Annotated in this window: 28 protein-coding genes; 11 read left to right on the top strand and 17 right to left on the bottom strand. The window is 61.7% G+C overall.

The window, feature by feature from the left end; all coding sequences use genetic code 11:
* Positions 1–51: 51 nt before the first annotated feature.
* From folE to AC1D13_RS17590, 5 genes are all read left to right on the top strand, one after another.
* Positions 52–774 (top strand): GTP cyclohydrolase I, encoded by a 723-nt coding sequence (folE, locus tag AC1D13_RS17610; RefSeq protein WP_457279649.1) that lies wholly within the window; start codon positions 52–54, stop codon positions 772–774.
* A 2-nt stretch (positions 775–776) separates the two neighbouring features.
* Complete coding sequence (locus AC1D13_RS17605; RefSeq protein WP_348045618.1) at positions 777–1,199, top strand: BLUF domain-containing protein; 423 nt, start codon at positions 777–779, stop codon at positions 1,197–1,199.
* 26 nt (positions 1,200–1,225) lie between these two features.
* The gene (locus AC1D13_RS17600; protein ID WP_477690017.1) at positions 1,226–2,107 is read left to right on the top strand and encodes an EamA family transporter; all 882 of its coding nucleotides are present in this window, start codon (positions 1,226–1,228) and stop codon (positions 2,105–2,107) included.
* 19 nt (positions 2,108–2,126) lie between these two features.
* Positions 2,127–2,945, top strand: a complete 819-nt coding sequence (locus tag AC1D13_RS17595; RefSeq protein WP_457279646.1) for a DUF429 domain-containing protein — start codon at positions 2,127–2,129, stop codon at positions 2,943–2,945.
* Positions 2,946–3,187: 242 nt separating this feature from the next.
* A complete protein-coding gene (locus AC1D13_RS17590; protein WP_477690016.1) occupies positions 3,188–3,715 on the top strand; it encodes a thermonuclease family protein in 528 nt (175 codons plus the stop codon).
* A 158-nt stretch (positions 3,716–3,873) separates the two neighbouring features.
* On the opposite strand, the gene AC1D13_RS17585 is transcribed toward AC1D13_RS17590, so the two are convergent.
* The 7 genes from AC1D13_RS17585 to AC1D13_RS17555 all read right to left on the bottom strand — a co-directional run bounded on the left by AC1D13_RS17585 (position 3,874) and on the right by AC1D13_RS17555 (position 7,962).
* Positions 3,874–4,188 (bottom strand): BON domain-containing protein, encoded by a 315-nt coding sequence (locus tag AC1D13_RS17585; protein ID WP_457279644.1) that lies wholly within the window; start codon positions 4,186–4,188, stop codon positions 3,874–3,876.
* 92 nt (positions 4,189–4,280) lie between these two features.
* Positions 4,281–4,832, bottom strand: a complete 552-nt coding sequence (locus tag AC1D13_RS17580; protein WP_477690015.1) for a ferritin-like domain-containing protein — start codon at positions 4,830–4,832, stop codon at positions 4,281–4,283.
* Entirely contained in the window at positions 4,829–5,281 is a 453-nt protein-coding gene (locus AC1D13_RS17575) for a hypothetical protein (protein WP_457279642.1), read from the bottom strand. Before AC1D13_RS17575 ends, AC1D13_RS17580 begins: the two co-directional genes overlap by 4 nt.
* 4 nt (positions 5,282–5,285) lie before the next feature.
* Positions 5,286–5,651, bottom strand: a complete 366-nt coding sequence (locus tag AC1D13_RS17570) for a hypothetical protein (protein WP_477648497.1) — start codon at positions 5,649–5,651, stop codon at positions 5,286–5,288.
* 61 nt (positions 5,652–5,712) lie between these two features.
* Positions 5,713–6,096: a glycine zipper domain-containing protein gene (locus tag AC1D13_RS17565; RefSeq protein ID WP_457279640.1), complete on the bottom strand. Its 384-nt coding sequence runs from the start codon at positions 6,094–6,096 to the stop codon at positions 5,713–5,715.
* 99 nt (positions 6,097–6,195) lie between these two features.
* Positions 6,196–6,360: a DUF1328 domain-containing protein gene (locus AC1D13_RS17560; protein WP_457279639.1), complete on the bottom strand. Its 165-nt coding sequence runs from the start codon at positions 6,358–6,360 to the stop codon at positions 6,196–6,198.
* Between the two features lie 261 nt (positions 6,361–6,621).
* Positions 6,622–7,962 carry a sensor histidine kinase gene (locus tag AC1D13_RS17555; protein ID WP_457279638.1) on the bottom strand — a complete coding sequence of 447 codons (1,341 nt, stop codon included), beginning with the start codon at positions 7,960–7,962 and terminating at the stop codon, positions 6,622–6,624.
* Between the two features lie 130 nt (positions 7,963–8,092).
* Between AC1D13_RS17555 and AC1D13_RS17550 the strand changes: the two genes are divergently transcribed.
* On the top strand, positions 8,093–8,725 hold the full coding sequence (locus AC1D13_RS17550; protein WP_007867910.1) for a response regulator: 633 nt from the start codon (positions 8,093–8,095) through the stop codon (positions 8,723–8,725).
* A gap of 2 nt (positions 8,726–8,727) precedes the next feature.
* Here the strand turns inward: AC1D13_RS17550 and AC1D13_RS17545 are convergent, their stop codons facing one another.
* Complete coding sequence (locus tag AC1D13_RS17545) at positions 8,728–9,108, bottom strand: response regulator (RefSeq protein WP_457279637.1); 381 nt, start codon at positions 9,106–9,108, stop codon at positions 8,728–8,730.
* 344 nt (positions 9,109–9,452) lie between these two features.
* Here AC1D13_RS17545 and AC1D13_RS17540 point away from each other — a divergent pair, with 344 nt between their 5' ends.
* A complete protein-coding gene (locus AC1D13_RS17540; RefSeq protein WP_477690014.1) occupies positions 9,453–11,468 on the top strand; it encodes an AsmA family protein in 2,016 nt (671 codons plus the stop codon).
* 31 nt (positions 11,469–11,499) lie between these two features.
* Here the strand turns inward: AC1D13_RS17540 and AC1D13_RS17535 are convergent, their stop codons facing one another.
* The 3 genes from AC1D13_RS17535 to gpmA form a co-directional block, all read right to left on the bottom strand.
* Complete coding sequence (locus AC1D13_RS17535; RefSeq protein WP_477690013.1) at positions 11,500–12,264, bottom strand: HesA/MoeB/ThiF family protein; 765 nt, start codon at positions 12,262–12,264, stop codon at positions 11,500–11,502.
* Between the two features lie 89 nt (positions 12,265–12,353).
* Positions 12,354–13,793: a S41 family peptidase gene (locus tag AC1D13_RS17530; RefSeq protein ID WP_457279634.1), complete on the bottom strand. Its 1,440-nt coding sequence runs from the start codon at positions 13,791–13,793 to the stop codon at positions 12,354–12,356.
* Between the two features lie 197 nt (positions 13,794–13,990).
* Positions 13,991–14,734 (bottom strand): 2,3-diphosphoglycerate-dependent phosphoglycerate mutase, encoded by a 744-nt coding sequence (gene gpmA, locus AC1D13_RS17525; protein ID WP_477690012.1) that lies wholly within the window; start codon positions 14,732–14,734, stop codon positions 13,991–13,993.
* Positions 14,735–14,857: 123 nt separating this feature from the next.
* On the opposite strand from gpmA, the gene AC1D13_RS17520 reads away from it, so the two are divergent.
* The 4 genes from AC1D13_RS17520 to AC1D13_RS17505 all read left to right on the top strand — a co-directional run bounded on the left by AC1D13_RS17520 (position 14,858) and on the right by AC1D13_RS17505 (position 17,402).
* Complete coding sequence (locus tag AC1D13_RS17520; RefSeq protein WP_477690011.1) at positions 14,858–15,268, top strand: rhodanese-like domain-containing protein; 411 nt, start codon at positions 14,858–14,860, stop codon at positions 15,266–15,268.
* A 150-nt stretch (positions 15,269–15,418) separates the two neighbouring features.
* A complete protein-coding gene (gene grxC / locus AC1D13_RS17515) occupies positions 15,419–15,682 on the top strand; it encodes a glutaredoxin 3 (RefSeq protein ID WP_457279631.1) in 264 nt (87 codons plus the stop codon).
* 192 nt (positions 15,683–15,874) lie between these two features.
* On the top strand, positions 15,875–16,339 hold the full coding sequence (secB, locus tag AC1D13_RS17510) for a protein-export chaperone SecB (protein WP_457279630.1): 465 nt from the start codon (positions 15,875–15,877) through the stop codon (positions 16,337–16,339).
* A gap of 46 nt (positions 16,340–16,385) precedes the next feature.
* Positions 16,386–17,402 (top strand): NAD(P)H-dependent glycerol-3-phosphate dehydrogenase, encoded by a 1,017-nt coding sequence (locus AC1D13_RS17505; RefSeq protein WP_457279629.1) that lies wholly within the window; start codon positions 16,386–16,388, stop codon positions 17,400–17,402.
* Between the two features lie 117 nt (positions 17,403–17,519).
* Here the strand turns inward: AC1D13_RS17505 and AC1D13_RS17500 are convergent, their stop codons facing one another.
* The 6 genes from AC1D13_RS17500 to bioB all read right to left on the bottom strand — a co-directional run bounded on the left by AC1D13_RS17500 (position 17,520) and on the right by bioB (position 21,825).
* Entirely contained in the window at positions 17,520–17,849 is a 330-nt protein-coding gene (locus tag AC1D13_RS17500) for a cupin domain-containing protein (RefSeq protein ID WP_457279628.1), read from the bottom strand.
* Positions 17,850–17,928: 79 nt separating this feature from the next.
* Positions 17,929–18,393, bottom strand: a complete 465-nt coding sequence (locus tag AC1D13_RS17495; protein ID WP_477690010.1) for an N-acetyltransferase family protein — start codon at positions 18,391–18,393, stop codon at positions 17,929–17,931.
* Positions 18,390–18,839: a GNAT family N-acetyltransferase gene (locus tag AC1D13_RS17490; RefSeq protein ID WP_477690009.1), complete on the bottom strand. Its 450-nt coding sequence runs from the start codon at positions 18,837–18,839 to the stop codon at positions 18,390–18,392. Before AC1D13_RS17490 ends, AC1D13_RS17495 begins: the two co-directional genes overlap by 4 nt.
* A gap of 97 nt (positions 18,840–18,936) precedes the next feature.
* Complete coding sequence (gene panC, locus AC1D13_RS17485; protein ID WP_457279626.1) at positions 18,937–19,785, bottom strand: pantoate--beta-alanine ligase; 849 nt, start codon at positions 19,783–19,785, stop codon at positions 18,937–18,939.
* 26 nt (positions 19,786–19,811) lie between these two features.
* Positions 19,812–20,714: a 3-methyl-2-oxobutanoate hydroxymethyltransferase gene (gene panB / locus AC1D13_RS17480; protein WP_457279625.1), complete on the bottom strand. Its 903-nt coding sequence runs from the start codon at positions 20,712–20,714 to the stop codon at positions 19,812–19,814.
* Between the two features lie 88 nt (positions 20,715–20,802).
* A complete protein-coding gene (bioB, locus tag AC1D13_RS17475) occupies positions 20,803–21,825 on the bottom strand; it encodes a biotin synthase BioB (protein ID WP_477666092.1) in 1,023 nt (340 codons plus the stop codon).
* Between the last annotated feature and the right edge of the window lie 60 nt (positions 21,826–21,885).

Here is a 21,885-nt window from a genome sequence, read left to right as displayed (position 1 = left end):
CTTATCAAATTCCGGACAATACGGTTTAGGGGCAGGCTGGTAATATCTGGCATGCTTATGAAATCCGATACGCCCCCCCAGGACGCGACCGACGAGGGCACGCCCGTCTCCGTCAAGATCCGCGAACGCCTGGCCCAGGCCCGCAAGCGCTTTCACGCCAACGACAACATCGCCAAGTTCATTGAACCGGGCGAACTCGAAAAGCTGCTGGACGAAGTGACCGGCAAGATGCAGGGCGTGCTCGACAGCCTGGTGATCGACACTGACGGCGACCACAACACCAACAACACTGCGCGCCGCGTGGCCAAGATGTACCTCAACGAGGTGTTCAAGGGCCGCTACGTGCATGCGCCCACCATCACCGAGTTTCCCAACGCCGAGCACCTCAACGAGCTGATGATCGTCGGCCCCATCACCGTGCGCAGCGCCTGCTCCCACCATTTCTGCCCGGTGATCGGCAAGATCTGGATCGGCGTGCTGCCCAATGAGCACACCAATGTGATCGGCCTCTCCAAATACGCGCGCCTGGCCGAATGGGTTATGGGCCGCCCGCAGATCCAGGAAGAGGCGGTGGTCCAGCTGGCCGACCTCATCATGGAAAAAACCCAGCCCGACGGCCTGGCCATCGTGATGGAGGCGAGCCACTACTGCATGGCCTGGCGCGGCGTGAAAGACATGGACAGCAAGATGATCAACTCGGTGATGCGCGGTGTGTTCCTGAAAGACTCGACCTTGCGCCGTGAATTCCTCGCTTTGATCCCGCAGAAAGGCTAACCATGCTCGTCCGTTTACTTTATGCAAGCCGCGCGGTCGATACGAGCCCCGAAGCCATCGAAGGCATCCTCTCGCAATCGCGCCAGCACAACCCCTCGTCCGGCATCACCGGCATTCTCTGCTACGGCGGCGGCATCTTTTTGCAGGCCATCGAAGGCGGCCGCATGGCGGTCAGCGAACTGTTCGGCCACATCCAGCAAGATGCCCGCCACAAGGACGTGATCCTCCTGCACTTCGAGGAAATCTCCGAGCGCCGTTTTGGCGGCTGGACCATGGGCCAGGTCAACCTGTCCAAGCTCAACCATTCCATCCTGCTCAAATACTCCGAAAAAGCCGAACTCGACCCGTATTCGGTCTCCGGCAAGGTGTCGTTCGCGCTGCTCGAAGACCTGATGGCCACCGCCTCCATCTGCGGCCGGGTTTGAGGCCTGCGTACCGCCAGGCCTGACGCGTGTCTCCAGGCGCCCTGGCCCTCGTACTCCTCGCCGGACTGATTCACGCCAGCTGGAACATCGCCGCCAAGAAGGCCGGCGGTGATGCCCGCTTTGCCGCTTTTACCGGTCTGGTGCTGCTGGTGGCGTGGGCGCCGCTGGGCATCTGGTTCGGTATTGCCGAGCTGCCGCGCTGGGGTTGGGCGCAATGGCTGCTGCTGTGTGCCAGTGCCTTGCTGCACACCATCTATTACATTGTCCTGTTGCGCGGCTACCGCAAGGCGGACCTCACCGTGGTCTATCCGCTGGCGCGGGGCTCGGGGCCGCTGCTGTCGTCGCTGGCCGCCATCTTGCTGCTGGGCGAGCAGATTTCCGCGCTGGGTCTGGCCGGTATCGCGGGTGTCGTGGGCGGCGTGTTTCTGGTCGCCGGCGGGCCGGGCTTGTGGCGCGCCTCGCACGACCCGGCGCAGCGCCAGCGGGTGCGCAAGGGCATGGTCTATGGCTTGTTGAGCGGCGCCTTTATCGCCAGCTACACCGTCGTCGATGGCTATGCGGTCAAGATCCTGCTGATGTCGCCGATCCTGGTGGATTACATGGGCTGCCTGCTGCGCATGCTGGTGCTGGCGCCCGCTTTGCTGCGCGACCCCGCTGCGGCCAGGGTGTTGTGGAAGCAGCAATGGAAGTACGCGGTGTTTGTCGGCGTCGTCAGCCCCGTGTCTTATGTGCTGGTGCTGTACGCCATGCAGACCGCGCCGCTGTCGCATGTGGCGCCTGCGCGCGAGGTGTCCATGTTGTTTGCCGCGCTGATAGGCGGCCACCTGCTGGGCGAGGGCGACCGTGCCTTACGCCTGATCGGCGCCGCCTGCATTGCGGCGGGTGTGATGGCGCTGGCGCTGGGTTGAGACCGTGATTGAGGCCGCGATGACAGTGCCCTTGCTGCTTGGCTGCGATTTCTCCAGCAGCCCGACCAAGAAAAAACCCATTGTTTTAGCCTTTGGTTCCATGTCTCATGGGCGCTGCGTGCTATCAAAAATAGAGCGACTGGAGTCCCTGGCGGCGTTTGGGCGCTGGCTGCAACAGCCCCAGCCCTGGCTGGGTGCGTTTGATTTTCCGTTTGGCCTGCCGCGTGAACTGGTGGCGCATCTGGGCTGGCCGCTGCAGTGGGAAGCCTGCATGCGCCACTATGCGGCCCTGAGCCGCGAAGACATCCGGAGCACCTTTGCCGCCTTCTGCAACGCGCGGCCAGTGGGCGGCAAGTTTGCCCATCGTGCCGCCGACGGCCCGGCCGGCTCCAGCCCCTCGATGAAATGGGTCAACCCACCCGTGGCCTACATGCTGCACGCCGGTGTGCCGCGCTTGCTCGCGGCGGGCGTGCACCTGCCCGGCCTGCATGACGGCGACACCCAACGTGTGGCGCTCGAAGCTTACCCGGGCCTGCTCGCGCGCGAGGTGCTGGGCAGCCGTTCTTACAAAAGCGACGACAAAGCCAGGCAGACGCCCGAGCGGCTGATCGCACGCAAAGACCTGATCACCGCGCTGGAGAACGGCCAAACGCGTCTGGGGCTGCGCCTCAAGGTCAGCCACGCGCAACGCGACCTGCTCGCCGACGACGCCAGCGGCGACAGCCTGGACGCCGTGCTGTGCCTGATGCAGGCGGCCTGGGCGGCGCAGCAGGGCGCTCCCCGCTACGGCTTGCCGGTGGAAATGGACACGTTGGAAGGATGGATCGTTACAGCGTGATCAGGGCGGGAACGAGGCTGTTTATTCGTACAGTATATTCAGGGCTTCCCCGCTTCTCTTTTGTTCTCTGAAAACTCATGCTCCTCCGGTCTCTGCGCACATCCCGGCCTTGATGGCTTTAATGCGCGCTGGCGACGACAGCACGGAAACGAAGCAGCCGGATCTTCAATGTTCATCAAGATTTCTGCCTCCAGGTCAATACTGGAGGGCGCAAGCAGCTATCAATTTGGTAGCAAACTAATGTGACGAAAATTTCCGTAGTCAAGGCTGTGGGCGTGTTCTTTCTTGTGGCGCTCATGCATGGGGGCGTGTCGGCGCGCACGGCCTCGCCTCCCGTCGCGGCCTGGTCCGGAATCGTCACCTATGTGGTTGATGGCGACACCGTCCGGGTGCGCCCGGCGGCAGGGGGTAAACCGGTCAGCATTCGCATTCAGGGTATTGACGCGCCGGAAATCTGCCAGCCGGGCGGAGCCCTCGCGCGCGATGCGCTGATGCGCCGGCTTCTGGGCAAGCGTGTGGCGGTGCATGGCCAATACCACGACGACTACGGCCGCCTCCTGGCCAGGGTGGTGTTCAGCGGGGAAGATGCCGGCAAATGGATGGTCGCAAACGGTATGGCCTGGTCCTACCGCAGCCGCGGCAATGCAGGTCCCTATGCCCGGGCGGAAAAACGTGCCCAGGCCGCAAAGCTGGGACTGTTTGCATCGACAAAAGGCGCGCCGCCTGTGTATCCGGCGCTGTTCCGCAAGCAGCATGGAAGTTGCCACTGAAAAGACCCGGGCCTGGGGGTCTGCAAAAACTGCAGGATCCAGGCGCTGCGGTGGCCGCATCGCCGCCCGGTCACAACGAAAAAAGCAGGCACAGATTATCTGTAGCCTGCTTTTTTTAGCCACCTGAGCGGTGGCCCGGCCTGTTCAGCCGCTTACGCTCAAGGACGAACGACGATGTCGTTGCGCACACCCTTGACGTTCTTCACATTGCGGGCAATGTTTTCGGCCTGGGCTTTTTCAGCGCTGGACTTGGCAAAGCCGGACAGCTGAACCGTGCCATTGAGCGTTTCCACCTTGATGGAGGACGCTGCAACGGTTTTGTCCTCGATGAACTTGGCCTTGACGGACGTGGTGATGGCAGCGTCATCAACATAGGCGCCAGCAGTCTCCTGTCCACGCCCAACGGCGCAGCCGCTGCCGATGATGGTGATGCCTGCCAGTGCGGCGAATGCAATTGCGCGAGCGTATTTCATATTGTTTTCCTCTAAGTTGGTTTAATCGTCTGGTGCATGGTTAAAAAGGCCTGTCGACTGGCGGCACCACGCCGGCCGACCTGCGGTAATCGTTATTTCTCCAGCCAGTCCTTGAGCTCGTCGGCATGCTCTTCCTCATCGGCAAGAACATCTTCGAGCAGGCGACGTGTCGTGGGGTCCTTGTCACCGATCAGCGCAATCATCTGGCGATAGGTTTCAACCGCGATGCGTTCGGCGATCAGGTTGACTCGCACCATGGTTTTGAGGTCACCGGATTCGTCGTAATCCGCATGGCTGCGCTGCAGCAGCGTGGCCGGCGAAAAGTCCGGCTCGCCGCCCAGCTGCACAATGCGCCGGGCAATGCGGTCCGCATGTCCGGATTCTTCATTGGCGTGGACCAGGAACTCGTCGGCAATGGGCGGCGACGACACACCGCTGGCCATGAAGTAGTGCCGCTTGTAACGCAATACGCAAACCAGTTCTGTTGCCAGTGCGTCATTCAGCAGCTTGACGATCGCGTCGCGGTGCGGCCCGTAGGCCGGCGTGATTGCGCCGTCGTTGAGGCTGTTCCGGGCTGCGTTCAGCCCTGTTTCATCGAGCACCAGCTCGTCGGGGGCGGTGCGGGAAAGCGTGGAGGTGTTCATCGTGTGTAGGGTGTTTTTTCAGGCTTGTGCGGCGCGCCAGACAGCATGGACAGCAAGGTGCCCGGGAGTTCGGACGTCTTGAGGGCGGCCAGCAGCAAGCCGCCAAGTGATACCAGGCGCCAGGGCCTCAGTACGACCGCTGCAGCGCCTGCTGCGGCTGCAATACCCAATAGCTGCAACGGCTTTTCTTCGGCGTACCTGTCAATCATCGGCCGGGCAATGTCAACTGCCACGCTCACGGGGTGATGTCGCCACCAGCTCCCCAAGGCATGTTTGAGAACGCCCCAGGTTCCGCGGTCGAGAAAGTGCGCCGGATCATTCTCCGGGCCGGTCTCTGCATTGCCCGGGTTTTCTTCATGGTCCAGCTTTTCCCGGCTCATGTGCCGGACAATGGCCTTGCGGCTGCTGGCCAGCCTTTCCTGCGGCGTTGGGGCGGTGAGGGTGGACATCGGTTCAGGCGGCCATGCGCAATGCGCGCGCGTCGCTGTCAATCTGGGCTTTCAACTCGGGAAAGCGTTCATTCGCGAAAGGTTTTCTCGCGCGCAATGCGGCCCCGATGGCGATGGCCAGTGCAATGCCCGGAACCACCACCAGTGCCCAGTGAAACTGGTTTTGAAGCGCCCCCAGCATGACGGCCGTTCCTGCGAGTCCCAAAAATACCGCGGCCGCCAGTACCGCAATCACCCACGCCACAGCCCGTGCAACCAGCTCGGCACCCGCATCGGAAGCCTCTTCATGAAAGAGCGCCGCGTAAGCAGAGACATGGTCCATGACGAGGTCAGGCCGCTGCACGATGGTGGAGAACAGGGGGTGAAGCATTGGTGGGGCGAATCTGCGTGCTGTGGTCGTACCGGGAAAGGGGCGGGCGCGAGCCTGGCGATCAGTAACGGTTTTGGTTGCGATGGCGTGCAGACGACACCAGCAGCGCAATGCCGGCACCGACGGCGGCGGCAATCAGCACCGAACGCAGGGGTTGCTCGGCAACATAACGGGTGGTTGCACCTGCGGCATTGGACAGCGACTGCTGCGCGCGATGCTTGGCTTCAGAGGCGATATCGAGGCTCTGACGGGCAAGGTGCTGGGCCTTGGATGCCAACATGTCCACGACGGGATCCACACTGCCGCGCAGTTCGCGCACTTTGGTTTCTGCCTTGTCGAATGCCTCGTTGGCATAGCTGCGGGTGGAGTCAACTGCTTTTTCTGCGTTCTGCAGCAACTCATCCGAGCTTTGGCGGGCGGTCTTGGTGGCGGTTTGGGTGTTCATGTCAGGTCCTTGGTGAGTTGAGTGAATGACGACGGAGATGCAAGGAGAGCGCGCGCCGCTCGCTCATAAAAAGCGTTCGGCACTCTCGGAATGGCTGGATCAATTCTTTCGGAGCAAGCTGATGACAAAGCTCACGATGGCCATGACGGCGAAGATGAAAAAGAGGATCTTGGCGATCTCGACGGCACCTGCGGCGATGCCACCAAAACCGAACACGGCAGCGATCAGCGCGATGATCAGGAAAACGACGGAGTAGTGCAGCATCTCGGGCTCCTTGCTTGGCTAAAAGGGGGTGGTGCTTCTTTTGAAACGCCTTCAGCAAGGTTAATGAGTGCCTTCAGTTTTCTTCATCGGCTGTCAGCGTGTGCCCCTGTCAGTTCGAGCGGCCATGCCCTGTAGGAGGTGGCCGACATTTTGTTACGCTGGCAGCGCAGTGCATGCCTCGAAAAGCTGAGAGATGTTGAGCACTTTGGCGGGCAGGGCGCAGCAGCAGGTGACCTGCCCCGCGCCGCGTTCAGAGACCGGTCACAGTGTTTTGGGCAGCACTGCTGAAATGCGCGTGCCATCGCCTTCGGTGCTGGACACCGTCAGCCGTCCGCCTGCGGCTTCGACGCGATGGCGCATGCCGGCAAGGCCATGGCTTCCCGGGCCCACGCTCTCAAGCTTGAAGCCTTTACCGTTGTCTTTGACTTCTACCGTGATGTAGCTGTCGAAGTTGTGAAGGCTGATCTCGGCTTGCCTGGCTTCTGCGTATTTGCCGATGTTTGTCAGTGACTCCTGCACCAGCCGGTAGATGGTCAGCTGCGCTGAGCCGCCGAGTTCCACAGGCTCCAGATCGGTGGTGATGGAGAGTCCGGAGCGTTCTTCAAACTCGCGTGCGAGGATCTCGAGAGAGGCGACCAGGCCGAGGTGCGACAGTGAGGACGGCCGCAGGTCTTCCACAATGCGGCGTTTCAGCGCAATGCCGCTGTTAAGCGTGTTGGTCAGGTGCGTGAGCCGCTCAGCCGCTTCCGGCAGATTGCCTGCCAGGCGGGATTTCAATCGGGCCACATCCAGTTTCGCGGCGGTCAAAAGTGCGCCCAGTTCGTCATGCAGTTCGCGCGCCAGGTGGCCCCGTTCGTCCTCGCGCACATTTTGCAGATGGGTAGCCAGCTCGGCCAGGTTGGCGGTTCTTTCACGTACCTGTATTTCGAGGAAGTCGCGCTCGCGTTGCAGGGATTCCTGCTCGCGCCGGCCGGAAGCAAGCAGCGCCTTGGTCTGAAGGAGGTACATGTAAAAAGCCAGCAGGCCCGCCAAAGCCATTGCCGCAATGCCGATGCGGGAGAGCTCCAGCGCCTTTTTGATCTGAACCTGCCCCTGTTCCATTTTGCTGACGCTGTTGGAGGCCAGTTTCGCGGACTGCGCGCGAATCGCCTCCATATGCTCCTTCCCGACGTCCGTGGTCAGGACAAATTTCCAGGCGTCCTCGTTGCCTTCCTTGCGCATGCGCACGCTCAGGTCCATTTCGGCCAGCTTGCGCGAAACATGCCTGGACATGACGCCGAACTCTGCAAGTTGATCCTGGTAAGGGGTGAACAGCCGGCGCAAGGCATCCAGGTTCTGGTCGATATCGGCCAGGGCGGAGTTGTAGGGCTCGAGATATCGAACGTCGCCGGTCAGCAGGTAGCCACGCTGCCCGGTTTCCGCGTCCAGCATGTGCTGCATCAACCGGTTGATGGCGCCGCGGGTTTGCTGGGCCTCCTCAATACTGGCCGCCGCCTCCGTGGATTTCTGGAAGCTTGCCTCGTTTATGAAGATAAGAATGGCGGCAGCCAGCACCGCCAGGGGCAGGCTGATGGCCATTTTTGGGATCGCAAATCGTTTCACGGCAAACTCCGTTCAGTCATTCGGTGAGAATTTCGTCAATAATGAACACTGAAAATCAATGCGGATGTCCTGCAGGCCATCTTTTTCATTGCGTTGCCCGCTTGCGCAGACCTTATAGAAAGACAGCGACATGATCAAAATTGGAATTGTGGACGACCATGCCATTGTGCGTTCTGGACTCAAACAGTTTTTTTCCGACCAGGTGGACCTGCGTGTCGTGGGAGAAGCCGGCAGTGGCCGCGAGGCAATTGATCTGGTGCGTAACGTTGAGCTGGATATTCTGGTCATGGACTTGTCCATGCCTGGGCAAAGCGGCATCGATGCGCTGGCCATGATTCGCGCCAAAGCGCCTGATGTCGGCATCCTCATTCTGAGCGGCTATCCTGAAGAGCACTATGCGGTCAACCTGATTCGCCAGGGCGCCAGCGGCTACCTGAACAAGGAATGCGATCCATCCGAGATTGTGGATGCGATCCGCGTGATTTCTCTTGGAAAACGCTACATAACCCCGGCGGTGGCAGAGCTCCTTGCGCAGCAGCTGAACCGGCCCAACGACGTGGCCTCTCACGAACAATTGTCCGAGCGGGAGTTCCAGGTTTTTCTCAAGCTGGCCAAGGGTGAAACCGCTGGCGACATTGCCAAGGCGCTTTCGCTGAGCGTGAAAACCGTGAGTACCTACAGGACGCGTGTCATGGAAAAAATGAGCCTGTCCTCCAACAGCGACCTGACCTACTACGCGCTCAAGAACAAGCTGATTGATTGAGTTCAATCTGAAATGGTGCTCTGCTGGATGCAATAGTCCACCAGGGCATCGATTTCGTTGGACTTGTCAAAAACGGCATCAACACCGAGCTGGGCACATCTCTGGCGGATGTCTGCAGTGGCGTAATTGCTGAGGACCACGACTTTTTGCGTGGAGGGGCGATCGCGGCAGGCAGCCAGCACACCCAAACCGCTTCCCTGTTTCAGAAACAGGTCAACAATCGCCAAATCCCAATCGCCGCTGTTCTCGACCAGCCAGGCCTTGCCTTCGTTTTCAGTTTCGGCGGTGCCTACCGCGTCAATGCCTGCCAATTCCTCAAGCGTCCCGATCAGATTCTCTCGAATGGTGGGATTGTCTTCTACGATGTACGTTTTCAGTCTCACTGCTCGGGTCCAGGTGGGAAGGCTACGTGCTTCTCGGAAATATTACAAAAGGCTCAAGAACGCGGTGTCCTTGTTTCCTAATGTATCTTTTTATTGTGGCCCATTCTGCCAGTGACCAAGGGCAGTGCCTGTAGGAGGTTTCCTACGACTCGCTCGAAAAAACTGTAGGCACATGCCCACAGCGTCTTATGGCGCTTGCCGACTGCCCTGTGGGGTGAGCTGACGCACATTGGATTCACTGTAGTTCAACGCGCTTGTAAGGGTGATGGACATTGTGGGCAGCCGCGCATTGTTGGCCATTACAGACTGCCCTTGCAATGGTTTGAACGATTCCTCCCCAGCACATGAACAACGTCTTGTCCTCATCGCCTCTTCTGCGTAGAACACTCATCGGCATTGCCGTATTGGCGGCGGGTCTGGTGCTGGTTGCGGTGTTTTTCCCCTGGGACATGCTTCGTGGCCCGATCAATCGTCATGTATCCGAGCAACTCGGAAGGCGATTTGAAATTACCCGGCACCTGTCGGTGCAGCTCGGACGCACTGCTACGGTCAAGGCCGATGGGGTGGAAATCGCGAACCCCGAATGGGCCAGCAAACCCTATCTGGTGACGGCAACTGCCGCAGAATTTGATATCCGGTTGTTGCCGCTTCTCTTTGGCCGGGTAGAGTTGCCCCGGATTGTGCTGACCGAGCCGCAGATTGGGCTTCAAATAGAGCCCGATGGCCGCCGGACCTGGGCCTTGTCACGGGATACGTCGGACGAAGGATCCGTTCCACGGATCGACGCGCTGGTCATCGACCGCGGCACGGTTGACTACCAGGCTGCAGCGCAAGGCGCCAATATCCATGTTCAGTTCTCACTGGCACAAGAAGCAAATGAGCAGTTGCCCCTGAGCTACAAGGCCACCGGCAAATGGAAAAACGAGTCCTTCAATGCGACTGGCCGCACCAGCGGCGTACTCCAGCTGAGTAAAGACCTCGAAGCGCCGTTTCAGGTAGAAGTGAACGCCGTAGCCGGCAAGACCAGCCTCAAGGCCAAAGGCTCGGTCTCCAATCTCGCGGAGCTGGCCGGCATCGACGCGACCTTCGACCTGCAGGGACGCAACCTGGAAGAACTCTACAAGCTCGTGGGCGTTGTGCTGCCTTCAACACCGCCCTACAAAGTCCGGGGCAAACTGGCCAGGCATGGCAAAGTGTGGGCCGCCACCCAAATGCAGGGCGTTCTGGGAAGTTCGGATATCAATGGGGCGCTCAGTTTTGACCAGTCCGCCGCCGTGCCGCTTCTGACCGGCAAGGTCCAGTCAAGGCTGCTTGATTTTGCCGACCTCGCGCCCGTGATCGGTCTGGCCCCATCAGGGAAGGCCACGCCTGCCAGTGCCGACACACCCGTCGCCAGGACTGACAGCGATTCGGTGGCGGCGGCGCCGGGCAGAAAAACGGTGCCCGCTGCACGCAAGGTTCTGCCTGTCGCAGCGCTTGATGTGACGCGGCTGCAGGCGATGAACGCCGACGTGATTTATTCGGCGGCTGATATACGGCATGTGAAAGTACTGCCGCTCGACAAGGGCAGCGTTCATGTTCAGCTTAAAGCCGGTGTTTTGCAACTCGAACCGATCTCGCTGGGCATTGCCGGCGGTACGGTGGCAGGGAGTATCCGCATCGACTCCAACCCTGTGCCCGCGGTTTTCACGACGCGGCTGGACCTGCGGGCCGTGCAGCTCAACCAGCTCTTTCCTGCCGTTGAAACGACCAAGAGCAGTCTGGGCAAGGTCAGCGGCCAGCTGGACCTGAAAGGGCGTGGAAATTCACTGGCACAAATGCTGGGAACCGCATCCGGCGACGTCGCCGTGTTGATGGGCAAGGGTGAGATCAGCAATATCCTGCTTGAGTTCATGGGCCTGGACGGCGGAGAGGTGATCAAGTTCCTGGTTCGTGGTGACCGCAATGTGCAGTTGCGCTGCGCTGCTGCGGCTTTTGAAGTGAACAAAGGCGTGATGACTACCAAAACCATTGTTCTGGATACGACGGACACGGTCATCAACGGCCGCGGAAAGATCAGCCTTGCCGATGAGACGCTGGACCTTGTCCTGGATCCGGCGCCCAAAGACCGCAGCATACTGAGCTTGCGGTCTCCCCTGAAGATTGGCGGTACCTTCGCCTCTCCATCGGCTGGCCCTGACAAGGGAGCCCTCGCGGGACGTGCAGCCGTTGCTATCGGACTGGGTGTGATCAATCCCTTGCTGGCATTGGCCGCTACCATTGAAACCGGACCGGGCCAGGACGAAAACTGTGCAGCGATTCTTGCAAAGGCCGCAGCGTCTGCTGCCGGTTCGCGGATGCCGGCATCGGCCACCAGATAAGGTTTCCCCGCGGCCTTTCGGCCGGATTCTTTCAGGGAATTTTTTTGGTCCCGCCGCCGCAGACTGCGCATGCCGCATGGGGCGCCATTTTCATCTCGCTCCATTCCATGTGTTTGCCGTCCAGCATCAACAGCCGTCCGGTTAACGACCCGCCGATGCCGCAGATCAGCTTCAGGGCTTCGGCCGCCTGCGTGCTGCCTATGATGCCGACCATCGGCGCGAAAACGCCCATCGTCGCGCAAAGGGCTTCCTCCAGCTGGTCTGATTCGGGAAACACGCAGGCATAGCACGGCGAATCCTCGCGCCGCGAATCGTAGACGGCGATCTGGCCGTCAAAACGGATGGCTGCACCCGATACCAATGGCTTGCGGTATTTGACGCAAGCGCGGTTGATGGCATGGCGCGTGGAGAAGTTGTCCGTGCAGTCCAGCACAACATCGGCGTCATGGACCAGCTGATCGAGCAGCGCGCCTTCTGCGCGCCGGGTAACCGGGGTGACCACGACGTCAGGGTTGATGGCCGCGATGGACTGGGCAACGGATTCTGCCTTGAACGTCCCGATGCGAGACAGGTTGTGGGCGATTTGCCGTTGCAGGTTGGTGGCATCCACCCGGTCATGGTCAGCGATGGTGATGCGGCCGACACCGGCGCTGCCCAGATAAAGCGCGACGGGCGAGCCCAGCCCGCCCGCACCGACGATGAGCACATGCGACTGGAGAATTTTTTCCTGGCCTTCGATGCCGATCTCGTCGAGCAGGATGTGCCGCGAGTAACGAAGCAGCTGTTCGTCGTTCATGAGGGGAAACCGTTCAGGCTGCAGGACGGGCTGGCCCGGAAGGGGCAGGGCGGGATCCGGCGCAAGCCGGCTCCGCTCCCCATCCCGGCCTAGTTGTCTTTTTTCTCGTTTTTCGGTTCGACCACGGCGGTCTTGCTGACCAGCACGGGACGTCCCTTGAGCTTGTTGATCGCCTGAGCCAGCTGGAAGTCCTTGTCGCTGCCCAGTTCAGGCGGGCGACGTTGCTCAGGTGTCTTTTTGGCTTCTTCTTCAAGGCGCTTCAGGGCCTCTTCGCGAGCCTTCTCGCGGCCGGCGTCTTTCACTTCAGCGCCCTGGCCGCTGTTGAGGTGTTTCTCAAGGTCGGCTTCACGGGTGCGCAATGCGGCAAAAGGACTGCCTTCAGCGGTTTCATCGACCATGACGTCGGGCACGATGCCGCGCGCCTGGATGGATTTCCCGCTGGGCGTGAAGTAACGCGCGGTGGTGAGCTTCAGGCCCGTATCCGGCCCCAGGGGGCGGACGGTTTGCACCGATCCCTTGCCGAAAGTCTGGTTGCCCATGATGGTGGCACGCTTGTGGTCCTGCAAGGCACCCGCGACGATTTCGCTGGCAGAGGCCGAGCCTTCATTGACCAGCACCACCAGCGGCACGTTCTTGAGGGCAGCCGGCAGGCGCTTGAGCGGGTCGGCCCCGTTGCGGCGCTGGTAAAACTCGGGCGCAGCCTTGTAGGTGAATTTGCTTTCGGCCAGTTGGCCGTTGGTGGACACCACGGTGACGTTTTCAGGCAGGAAAGCCGACGAGACGGCGACTGCCGCATCCAGCAGGCCGCCCGGGTCATTGCGCAGATCCAGCACCAGGCCTTTGAGGTTGGGCTCCTGCTTGTAAATCTGCTCAAGCTTGGTCACGAAGTCGTCGACCGTGCGTTCCTGGAACTGGCTCAGGCGAATCCACGCGTAGCCGGGCTCCACCACTTTGCTGCGAACCGACTGGGTGCGGATTTCTTCGCGCGTGATGGTGACCGGGAAGGTGCGGTTTTCGTCCTTGCGGAAGATGGTCAGCAGCACCTTGGTCTTGGGTTCGCCGCGCATTTTCTTGACAGCGTCGTTGAGGCTCAGGCCCTTGACTGCCGTGTCATCGATACGTGTGATCAGGTCGTTCGGCTTGAGGCCGGCACGGTCCGCAGGGGAGCCTTCGATGGGAGACACCACCTTGACAAGGCCGTCTTCCTGGCTGATTTCGATGCCGACACCGACAAAACGGCCTGTGGTGCCTTCCCGGAATTCCTTGAACGACTTCTTGTCGAAGTAAACCGAGTGAGGATCAAGACTGGCCACCATGCCGGAAATGGCGTCGGTGATGAGTTTTTTCTCGTCCACCGGTTCGACATAGTCGGTCTTGACCATGCCAAAGACGGCTGCGAGCTGCTGCAGTTCTTCCAGGGGAAGGGGTGCCAGACCGGCACGGGCCACGGCTTGCAGCTGCACGGTGGTGAGGGCTCCGGCCACGGCACCAATTGAAATCCAGCCTGCTATCTTGAGCTTCTGACCCATAGAAAATACCTTCGTAAACCTGTTGAAGAGCCCCTGCTCCCCCTATGTGAAGCAATATACACCTTGGAGAAAGGCTGGCCGCCACAGTTCCGCCATTCGTGCGGCCTGGCGCCGCAAAAGAGCCAAAACAGCCAGTTTTTACAGGACTTTTACAAGAATGGCTCCCGCGGGAGTGCCGGGAGCCATTGAATTGCCCCTCAAACCTTGCCTTGCGCACCCACGGCCGCTGCCGCCTTGGCCGCGGCCTCACTGTCGCCCAGGTAGTAATGGCGCAAGGGCCGCAGTTCGGCGTCCAGCTCATAGACCAGCGGGATGCCGTTGGGAATGTTGAGTCCCACGATGTCGCTGTCGGAGATGTTGTCCAGATACTTCACGAGGGCGCGGATGGAATTGCCATGGGCGGCCACCACAATGCGTTTGCCTGCCTTGATGGCCGGCGCCATGGACTCATTCCAGAACGGCAGGACGCGGTCCACCGTGTCCTTGAGGCATTCGGTCAGCGGCACCTGGCCGGGCTGCAGCTTCGCGTAGCGCGGGTCGTTCCGTTCGCTGCGCTCGTCGGAGGCATCAAGCGCCGGGGGCGGCGTGTCATAGCTGCGGCGCCAGATCAGCACCTGCTCGTCGCCGAACTTTTTCGCTGTTTCGGCTTTGTTCAGCCCCTGCAGATCGCCGTAATGCCGCTCGTTGAGACGCCAGCTGTGCACCACGGGCAGCCAGGTGCGGTCCATTTCGTCCAGCGTGTGCCAGAGCGTGCGGGTCGCGCGCTTGAGCACGCTGGTATAGGCCACGTCAAAGTCATAACCTTCGCTTTTGAGCAGTTTGCCGGCGTTTTTGGCCTGTTCGATGCCGGTTTCGGTGAGGTCAACGTCGGCCCAGCCGGTGAAGCGGTTTTCAAGGTTCCAGGTCGATTCGCCGTGGCGGATAAGCACGAGTTTGTACATGATGGGAAGGATGGGGAGTGGAAAAAGGGGAATAAGGAGGACGGCCGGCAGGGCGTTTTCTCCCTCTATTCTAAAATCATGGGTTCGCTGAAAAAGCGCTCCAAGACACACAAAGGGTACAACGTGAAATTTCTGATCGATAACTGGATGCTGATTTCGATAGCGGTCGCCTCGGGCGGCATGCTGGTTTGGCCCATGATTGCCAGCGGCATGAACGCCGGCGCGCTCACGGCCAGCGGCGCCGTACAGCTGATCAACCGCGAAAGAGCGGTGGTGGTGGACGTCAGCGAGGCCGAAGAATTCGCTGCCGGCCATGTCACGGGCGCCAAAAACGTGCCTTTCAGCGAGCTGGAAGGAAAACTCCCCGCTACCGTCAAAAACAAGGCTTTGCCGCTGATTTTGGTGTGCGCCACGGGTGCCCGCGCCGGCCGCGCCGTCGCCGTCGCCAAAAAGCTCGGCTACGAGCAGGCCCAATCACTGGGCGGTGGGCTCAAAGCGTGGAAAGAGGCTAACCTGCCACTTGAGAAGGCCTGATCAGATCAGTTCAGTTCTGAGCAGTTTCCTGATCCGGTTTTTGGCAGGCATGAAAGCTGCAACGCCATGGCGACCGGGCGTTGGCCCGGCTTTCACCCTGGCTATCCATTTTTCCTGCGCTGCGCGTAGACCAGCTCCTCCGGAGGAACCATGCAAACCGTCAAAATTTACACCACGGGTACCTGCCCTTATTGCATCCAGGCCAAGCAGATATTGAAGCAGCGCGGCGTCACCGAGCTTGACGAAATTCGTGTGGACATGGTGCCCGGTGAACGCCAGAAAATGATGGACATCACCGGCCGGCGCACCGTGCCGCAGATTTTTATCGGCGACACCCACGTAGGCGGCTGCGACGACCTGATGGCCCTCGACAGCCGCGGCGGCCTGATGCCTCTATTGAATCCCGCCGCCTGATCTCTCTTCGCCAGCATGAGCCCCGGAACCGGCTTTGCCGGGCCGGAGGGCGGGCGGCCCCCTCGGGGGGTAGGGAGCTACACGAAGTGAGCGACCGTGGGGGCCACATCCACGGGTCCATATAATCATTCGCTGGTCGCCGGCTTGCCGCGCATCTGAACCCCAACTTTCCCCCGTACCCGAAAGAGCACCATGGCTGAAGCCAATCTTGACCCCGTATTCCAGATCCAGCGCGTTTACCTCAAGGACGTGTCGCTGGAGCAGCCCAATTCGCCCGAAATCCTGCTGAGCCCGGAGCAGCCTGCGGTTGACATTCAGCTGGGCGTGGGCGCCACCCCCGTGGCAGACGGCCTTTTTGAGGTTTCCGTGACGGCCACCGTGCAGACGAAAATCGGCGACAAAACCGTGTTTCTGGTGGAAGCCAAGCAGGCCGGCATCTTTGAAATCCGCAATGTGCCCGAAGACCAGATGGGCGCCATCCTGGGCATTGCCTGCCCGCAAATCGTCTACCCCTACTTGCGCGGCAATGTCGCTGACGTGATCCAGCGCGGCGGCTTCCCGCCTGTGCACATGGCTGAAATCAACTTCCAGGCCATGTACGAACAGCAGCAGGCCCAGGCCGCTGCCGAATCGGCCGCTCCCCAGATCATCGTTTGATGGGCTGCCGGGGCTGCCCGGTGTCTGTCTTCTCGCCCATCCACGCATGAAAATTCTGGTCATAGGTGCCGGCGCCTGGGGTACGGCTGTGGCCGTGAGCAGCGCGGCCCGGCACGATGTCACCCTGTGGGCGCGCGATGCTGCGCAGGCCAAAGACTTGCAGGCCAGCCGCACCAATGCCCGCTACCTGCCTGGCGTTCCCCTGCCTGCCAGCCTGCGGCTGCAAGGCGGCGATGTACCTCTGGCAGAGGCGATTCAAGGGCAGCACCTCCTCATCCTGGCAACGCCCGTCTCAGCGGCGCGCGGCATGCTGCAGTCCCTGCAGCACGCCAGCGTTCCCGTGGCCTGGCTGAGCAAAGGTTTTGAGGCGCCTCTTGCCTCAGCCCCGTCTTCAGCATCATTTGGCCTGATGGTCCATGAAATACGGGCGCAAGCTGCTATCAATTTAAGAGCGGGTGTGCTCAGCGGGCCCAGCTTCGCCCTCGAAGTCGCCCGCGGCCAGCCGACCGCGCTGGTGGCCGCCAGTGAACATCCTGAAGTACGCGAAGCGCTGGTAGCCGCCTTTCACAGCGCCACCCTGCGCGTTTACGCCAATGACGATGTCGTGGGGGTGGAGGTGGGCGGCGCCGTCAAGAACGTGCTGGCGATCGCCACGGGGCTTTGCGACGGGTTGCAGCTGGGGCTGAACGCCCGCGCTGCGCTGATCACCCGCGGCCTGGCCGAAATGACACGGCTGGGTGTGGCGCTGGGCGCCCGGGCCGAAACCTTCACCGGCCTGTCGGGCCTGGGCGATCTGGTATTGACGGCCACCGGCGACCTGAGCCGCAACCGCAAGGTGGGCCTGTTGCTGGCCGAGGGCAAGACGCTGGCACAGGCCGTGGATTCGCTGGGGCATGTGGCCGAGGGCGTGTATTGCGCCCGCACCGTGGTGCAGCGCGCGGCCGGTTTGGGCATCGAGATGCCGATTGCACAAAGCGTGGTGGCCTTGCTGGACGGCAAGCTCAGGCCGGCTGAGGCTGTGGCGGCGCTGATGGGCCGCGATCCGACTGCCGAACTGGCCTGACTGCGCGGTTGATTTTTCCGGGTTCCCGTTTTTGCTATTGAATTAATAGCTGCTTGCGCTTACCCCTATTGGGCTAAAGCCCTGAAACATCATTAATCCGCGAAGCAGGGGCCGCCCCTACTTTCGCAAATGCAGCGTCACCAGCAGCGATGCATCCTGCACCGCGGTCAGGCCGTGTTCCACGCCGCCCGCCAGCCACAGCAGCTGGCCTGCCTTCATGCGCTGGGTTTGCCCCTCCGCCGTGAAGGCCACTTCACCCTCCAGGCATTGCACGGTGATTTCGCCCTTGACCCGGTGCGAGGGCACCAGCTTGCCTGCCGGCACGATGAGGCGCATGACTTCCAGCTCATCGCTTTTGAACAGCGCGACGGTCCGGGCCTCCAGGAGCTTGCCTGCCAGCGGCTGGACGTCGATGAGTTGCCCGGAGGCGGCGTGGGGAATGGCCATGGTGAAGCTCCTGCAAAGGTGGCGGCATATGCCTGAACCAACTGAAAGCGTTATACCCCAAGGCCCGCCCGGGCAGGCCCTAAACCACCTTGTTGTACGCCAGGAAGATGTCGTCGCGAACCCAACCCAGGGACTCATACAGCGCCTGCGCGGTGTGGTTGGTCCTGGCGGTGGTGAGGTCCAGCCGCGCAAAGCCGTGCTGTTTTGCGTGCACGTGGGCGGCCTGCATCAGCGCGCGGCCGGCGCCGCTCTTGCGTGAAGCGGGCGCTACATACAGGTCATACAGCGTGTAGATGGGCTGGGCGATCACCGAGCAGAAGCCGGGATACAGCTGACAGAAGCCGGCGAGCGGGCCGGCACCGGGCGCGCCTTCCGGCTCGGCCACCAGGATGACCGATTCGCGGTTTCGCATCCGGTTGCCGATGAAGTCCAGCGCCAGCGCGGCATCAGCGGGCTGTTCGTAAAACTGGCGGTAGGCGTCAAACAGCGCGGCCACGGCCGGCAGGTCGGGCAGGGCAGAGAGGCGGATGGTGACAGGACTCATACCAGCGGTTTCTCCATGAAGACGCTCAAGGGATCGTGCGCATACGCGCCAAACGGCTCACGCAGCACATAACCCAGTCGCGCATACAGCCCCAGCGCCTCGGGCTGGTGAATGCCCGTCTCCAGCCGGGCCAGGCGCACGCCGGTGGCCTGAAGGTGCGCCTCCAGCGTTTGCATGATGGCTTTGGAAAGGCCTTTGCCGCGATGCGCTTCCAGCACAAATAGGCGTTTGATCTCGCCGTAGCGCCCGTTGTTCAGCGTTTTGACGGCGCCGCAAGCGACCAGTTCGCCTTCGATGTGGGCGCCCACAAACAGCACGTTGGGCTGGCTGAGCGCCGAGAGGCTTTCGAGGTAGTTGCTTTCGGCGGGGTAGAGCGCCGCATGGTAGGCGTCTGACTGTGCGATCAGCGCTGCTGCCGATTGCGGGTCTACAGGGGTGATTTGCATGGGTTGATGATCAAATTGGCCTCTAGCCAAGGCGGTATCTTGGCTTGCAGCTATCAAAAAAGGAGCAAATTCAGTTTCTGCTCCTACACTGGGACCGCTAGATTTCCAGGTTGTCAATCAGTCGGGTGCTGCCCAGCTTGGCCGCGCCCAGCACCACCAGCGGCACATCGGCCAGCGGGCCCTGCGGCGCCAGCAGGTCGGCGCGGCGGCGCACGGTCAGGTAGTCGGGCTTCCAGCCGCGGCGGGCCAGCGCCTGCATGGCCTGCGCTTCCAGGGCTGGCAGGTCGGGCGTGCCGCTGGCGCGGGCGGCTTCGCCCAATGCGCGTATCGCTTTGGACAGCTCCACCGCTTCGGCGCGCTGGGTGGCGTTCAGGTAGCCGTTGCGTGACGACAGCGCCAGGCCGTCTTCGGCGCGCTGGGTTTCACCGGCCAGGATCTCGATCGGCAACGCGAACTGCTGCACCATGCGGCGCACCACCATCACCTGCTGGTAATCCTTCTTGCCGAAAGCCGCCACGCCCGTGGGCATACCGGCAAACACGCAGGAAAACAGCTTGAGCACCACGGTGCTCACACCGATAAAAAAACCGGGCCTGAAGTGGCCTTCAAGGATGTCGCTCAAGTCGGTGGCCGGATGCACCTTGTAGCTTTGCGGCTCGGGGTAAAGGTGCTTTTCCAGCGGGGCAAACAGCACGTTGCAGCCGGCCTCTTTCAGGCGCTCGGCATCGGCGTCCAGCGTGCGCGGGTAGCTGTCGAAGTCTTCATGCGGCGCGAACTGCAGGCGGTTCACGAAGATGCTGGAGACGCTCACGTCGCCCAGCGGCTTGGCCTGCCTGACGAGGGCGATGTGGCCGTCGTGCAGGTTGCCCATGGTGGGCACGAAGGAAGGGCGTTTAAACGGGCTGAGGGCCTCGCGCAGCTCCGGGATGGTGTGGACGATCTGCATCTTGTCTCCTGAAAGGGGCGGTGGGGCTACCAGGCATGGGTGGCATTCACCGGAAAGCTGCCGTCTTTGACGGCGCGCACATAGGCTTCCATGGCGCCGCGCACACTGGCGGTCTTGTTGTCCGGGCCTTCCATGAAGTTGCGCACAAACTTCGGCATCTTGCCCAGGTTCATGCCCAGCATGTCGTGCAGCACCAGCACCTGGCCGGCAGTGCCGTTGCCCGCACCAATGCCGATGGTGGCGCAATGGGTGAGTTCTTGTGTGAGCGTGGCCGACAGGGCCGCAGGCACCATCTCCAGCACCATCATGGCGGCGCCTGCGTCCTGCAGCTCGCGCGCGTGGCGCGTCATCGTGGCAGCGGCTTCGTCGCCCTTGCCCTGCACGCGGTAGCCGCCCAGCGCGTGCACGGTTTGCGGTGTCAGCCCCAAGTGGGCGCAGACCGGGATGCCGCGCTCGACCAGGAAGCGCGTCGTCTCGGCCGTCCAGCCGCCGCCTTCAAGTTTGACCATGTGGGCACCGGCCTGCATCAGCACCGCGGCACTGCGCAGCGCCTGCTCTTTGGACTCGTGGTAACTGCCAAACGGCAAATCGCCGATCAGCCAGGCCGTGGCCTGCGAACGGCGCAGGCCGTTGGCCACGCATTCGGTGTGGTGGCGCATGGTCTCCAGCGTCACGCCGACGGTGCTGGTCAGGCCCTGGCAGACCATGCCCAGCGAGTCGCCCACCAGGATGCATTCCACGCCGGCAGCGTCGGCCACGGCGGCAAAGGTGGCGTCGTAGGCGGTCAGCATGGTGATCTTTTCGCCATGCGCCTGCATTTCACGCAGACGCGGCAGGCTGACCGGCTTGCGCGCAGGCGGCGTGGCAGGCGTAGACGAAGGCGGCAGCGTGCCGTAGGGCGTGACGGAAGTATTGGGAGGTGTCGTCATGGGGCAGGTCCGGAATTTAGCGAGAGTCTAACCAGCTTCAGCGTGCTTTTTTGTGTTCGATTTAGAGAGTCCAGACAAGCCGTGCGTCTTAGCGCGCTTCAGGCGCGGACCGGCTCATGCCCAGGCGCTCGAGCAGCTTCACATCGGCCTCGGTGTCGGGGTTGCCGGTGGTCAGCAGCTTGTCGCCGTAAAAAATCGAATTGGCACCGGCCAGGAAACACAGCGCCTGCACGCCGTCGCCCATTTGCTGGCGGCCCGCCGACAGGCGCACGCGTGCCGTCGGCATGGTGATGCGGGCCACGGCAATCGTGCGCACGAATTCAAACGGGTCCAGATCGGCCTGGTTGGCCAGCGGCGTGCCTTCAATTTTCACCAGGTTGTTGATGGGCACTGACTCGGGGTAGGGCGTGAGGTTGGCGAGCTCGGCCACGAGGCCGGCGCGCTGGCGGCGCGTCTCACCCATGCCGACGATGCCGCCGCAGCAGACCTTGACGCCGGCGCTGCGCACGCGCGCCAGCGTGTCCAGGCGGTCCTGGTAGTCGCGCGTGGTGATGATGTCGCCGTAAAAATCAGGCGCGCTGTCGAGATTGTGGTTGTAGTAGTCCAGGCCCGCGCTTTGCAGCGTTTGCGCGTGGCCGTCTTCCAGCATGCCCAGCGTGGCGCAGGTCTCCAGGCCCAGCGCTTTCACGGTGCGCACCAGCTCGGCGACTTTTTCAATGTCGCGGTCTTTGGGCGAGCGCCACGCGGCGCCCATGCAAAAACGTGTGGCACCCGCGGCCTGCGCACGCTGGGCGGCGGCCAGCACTTCGGCCGGCTCCATCAGCTTGCTGGCTTCCACGCCGGTGTCGTAGCGCGCGGCCTGCGGGCAGTAGCCGCAGTCTTCGGCGCAGCCGCCGGTCTTGACGGACAGCAGCGTGGCGAACTCGATGTGCGTGGGGTCGAAGTTTTCGCGGTGCACCGTTTGGGCGCGGTGCATCAGTTCCGGAAAAGGCAGATTGAACAGCGCTTCGATGGCGTCTACGCTCCAGCGTTCGGTGCCGGCCTTTTCAGCTGGCGATGGCTGAGGGCGCGGGCGGTGGAGCGTGATGGTTTGTTCTGCAACGTGGGACATGGTTCTCTTTCCTTTCGGGGAATGGTTTTTGAGTCTATCTGATGCGTTTTTCTGAAGCCT

It is taken from the genome of Polaromonas sp. P1_E12 (assembly GCF_056405975.1).
The sequence above is the reverse complement of the archived record's forward strand: the minus strand, read 5'-3'. Positions and strand labels throughout refer to the sequence as shown.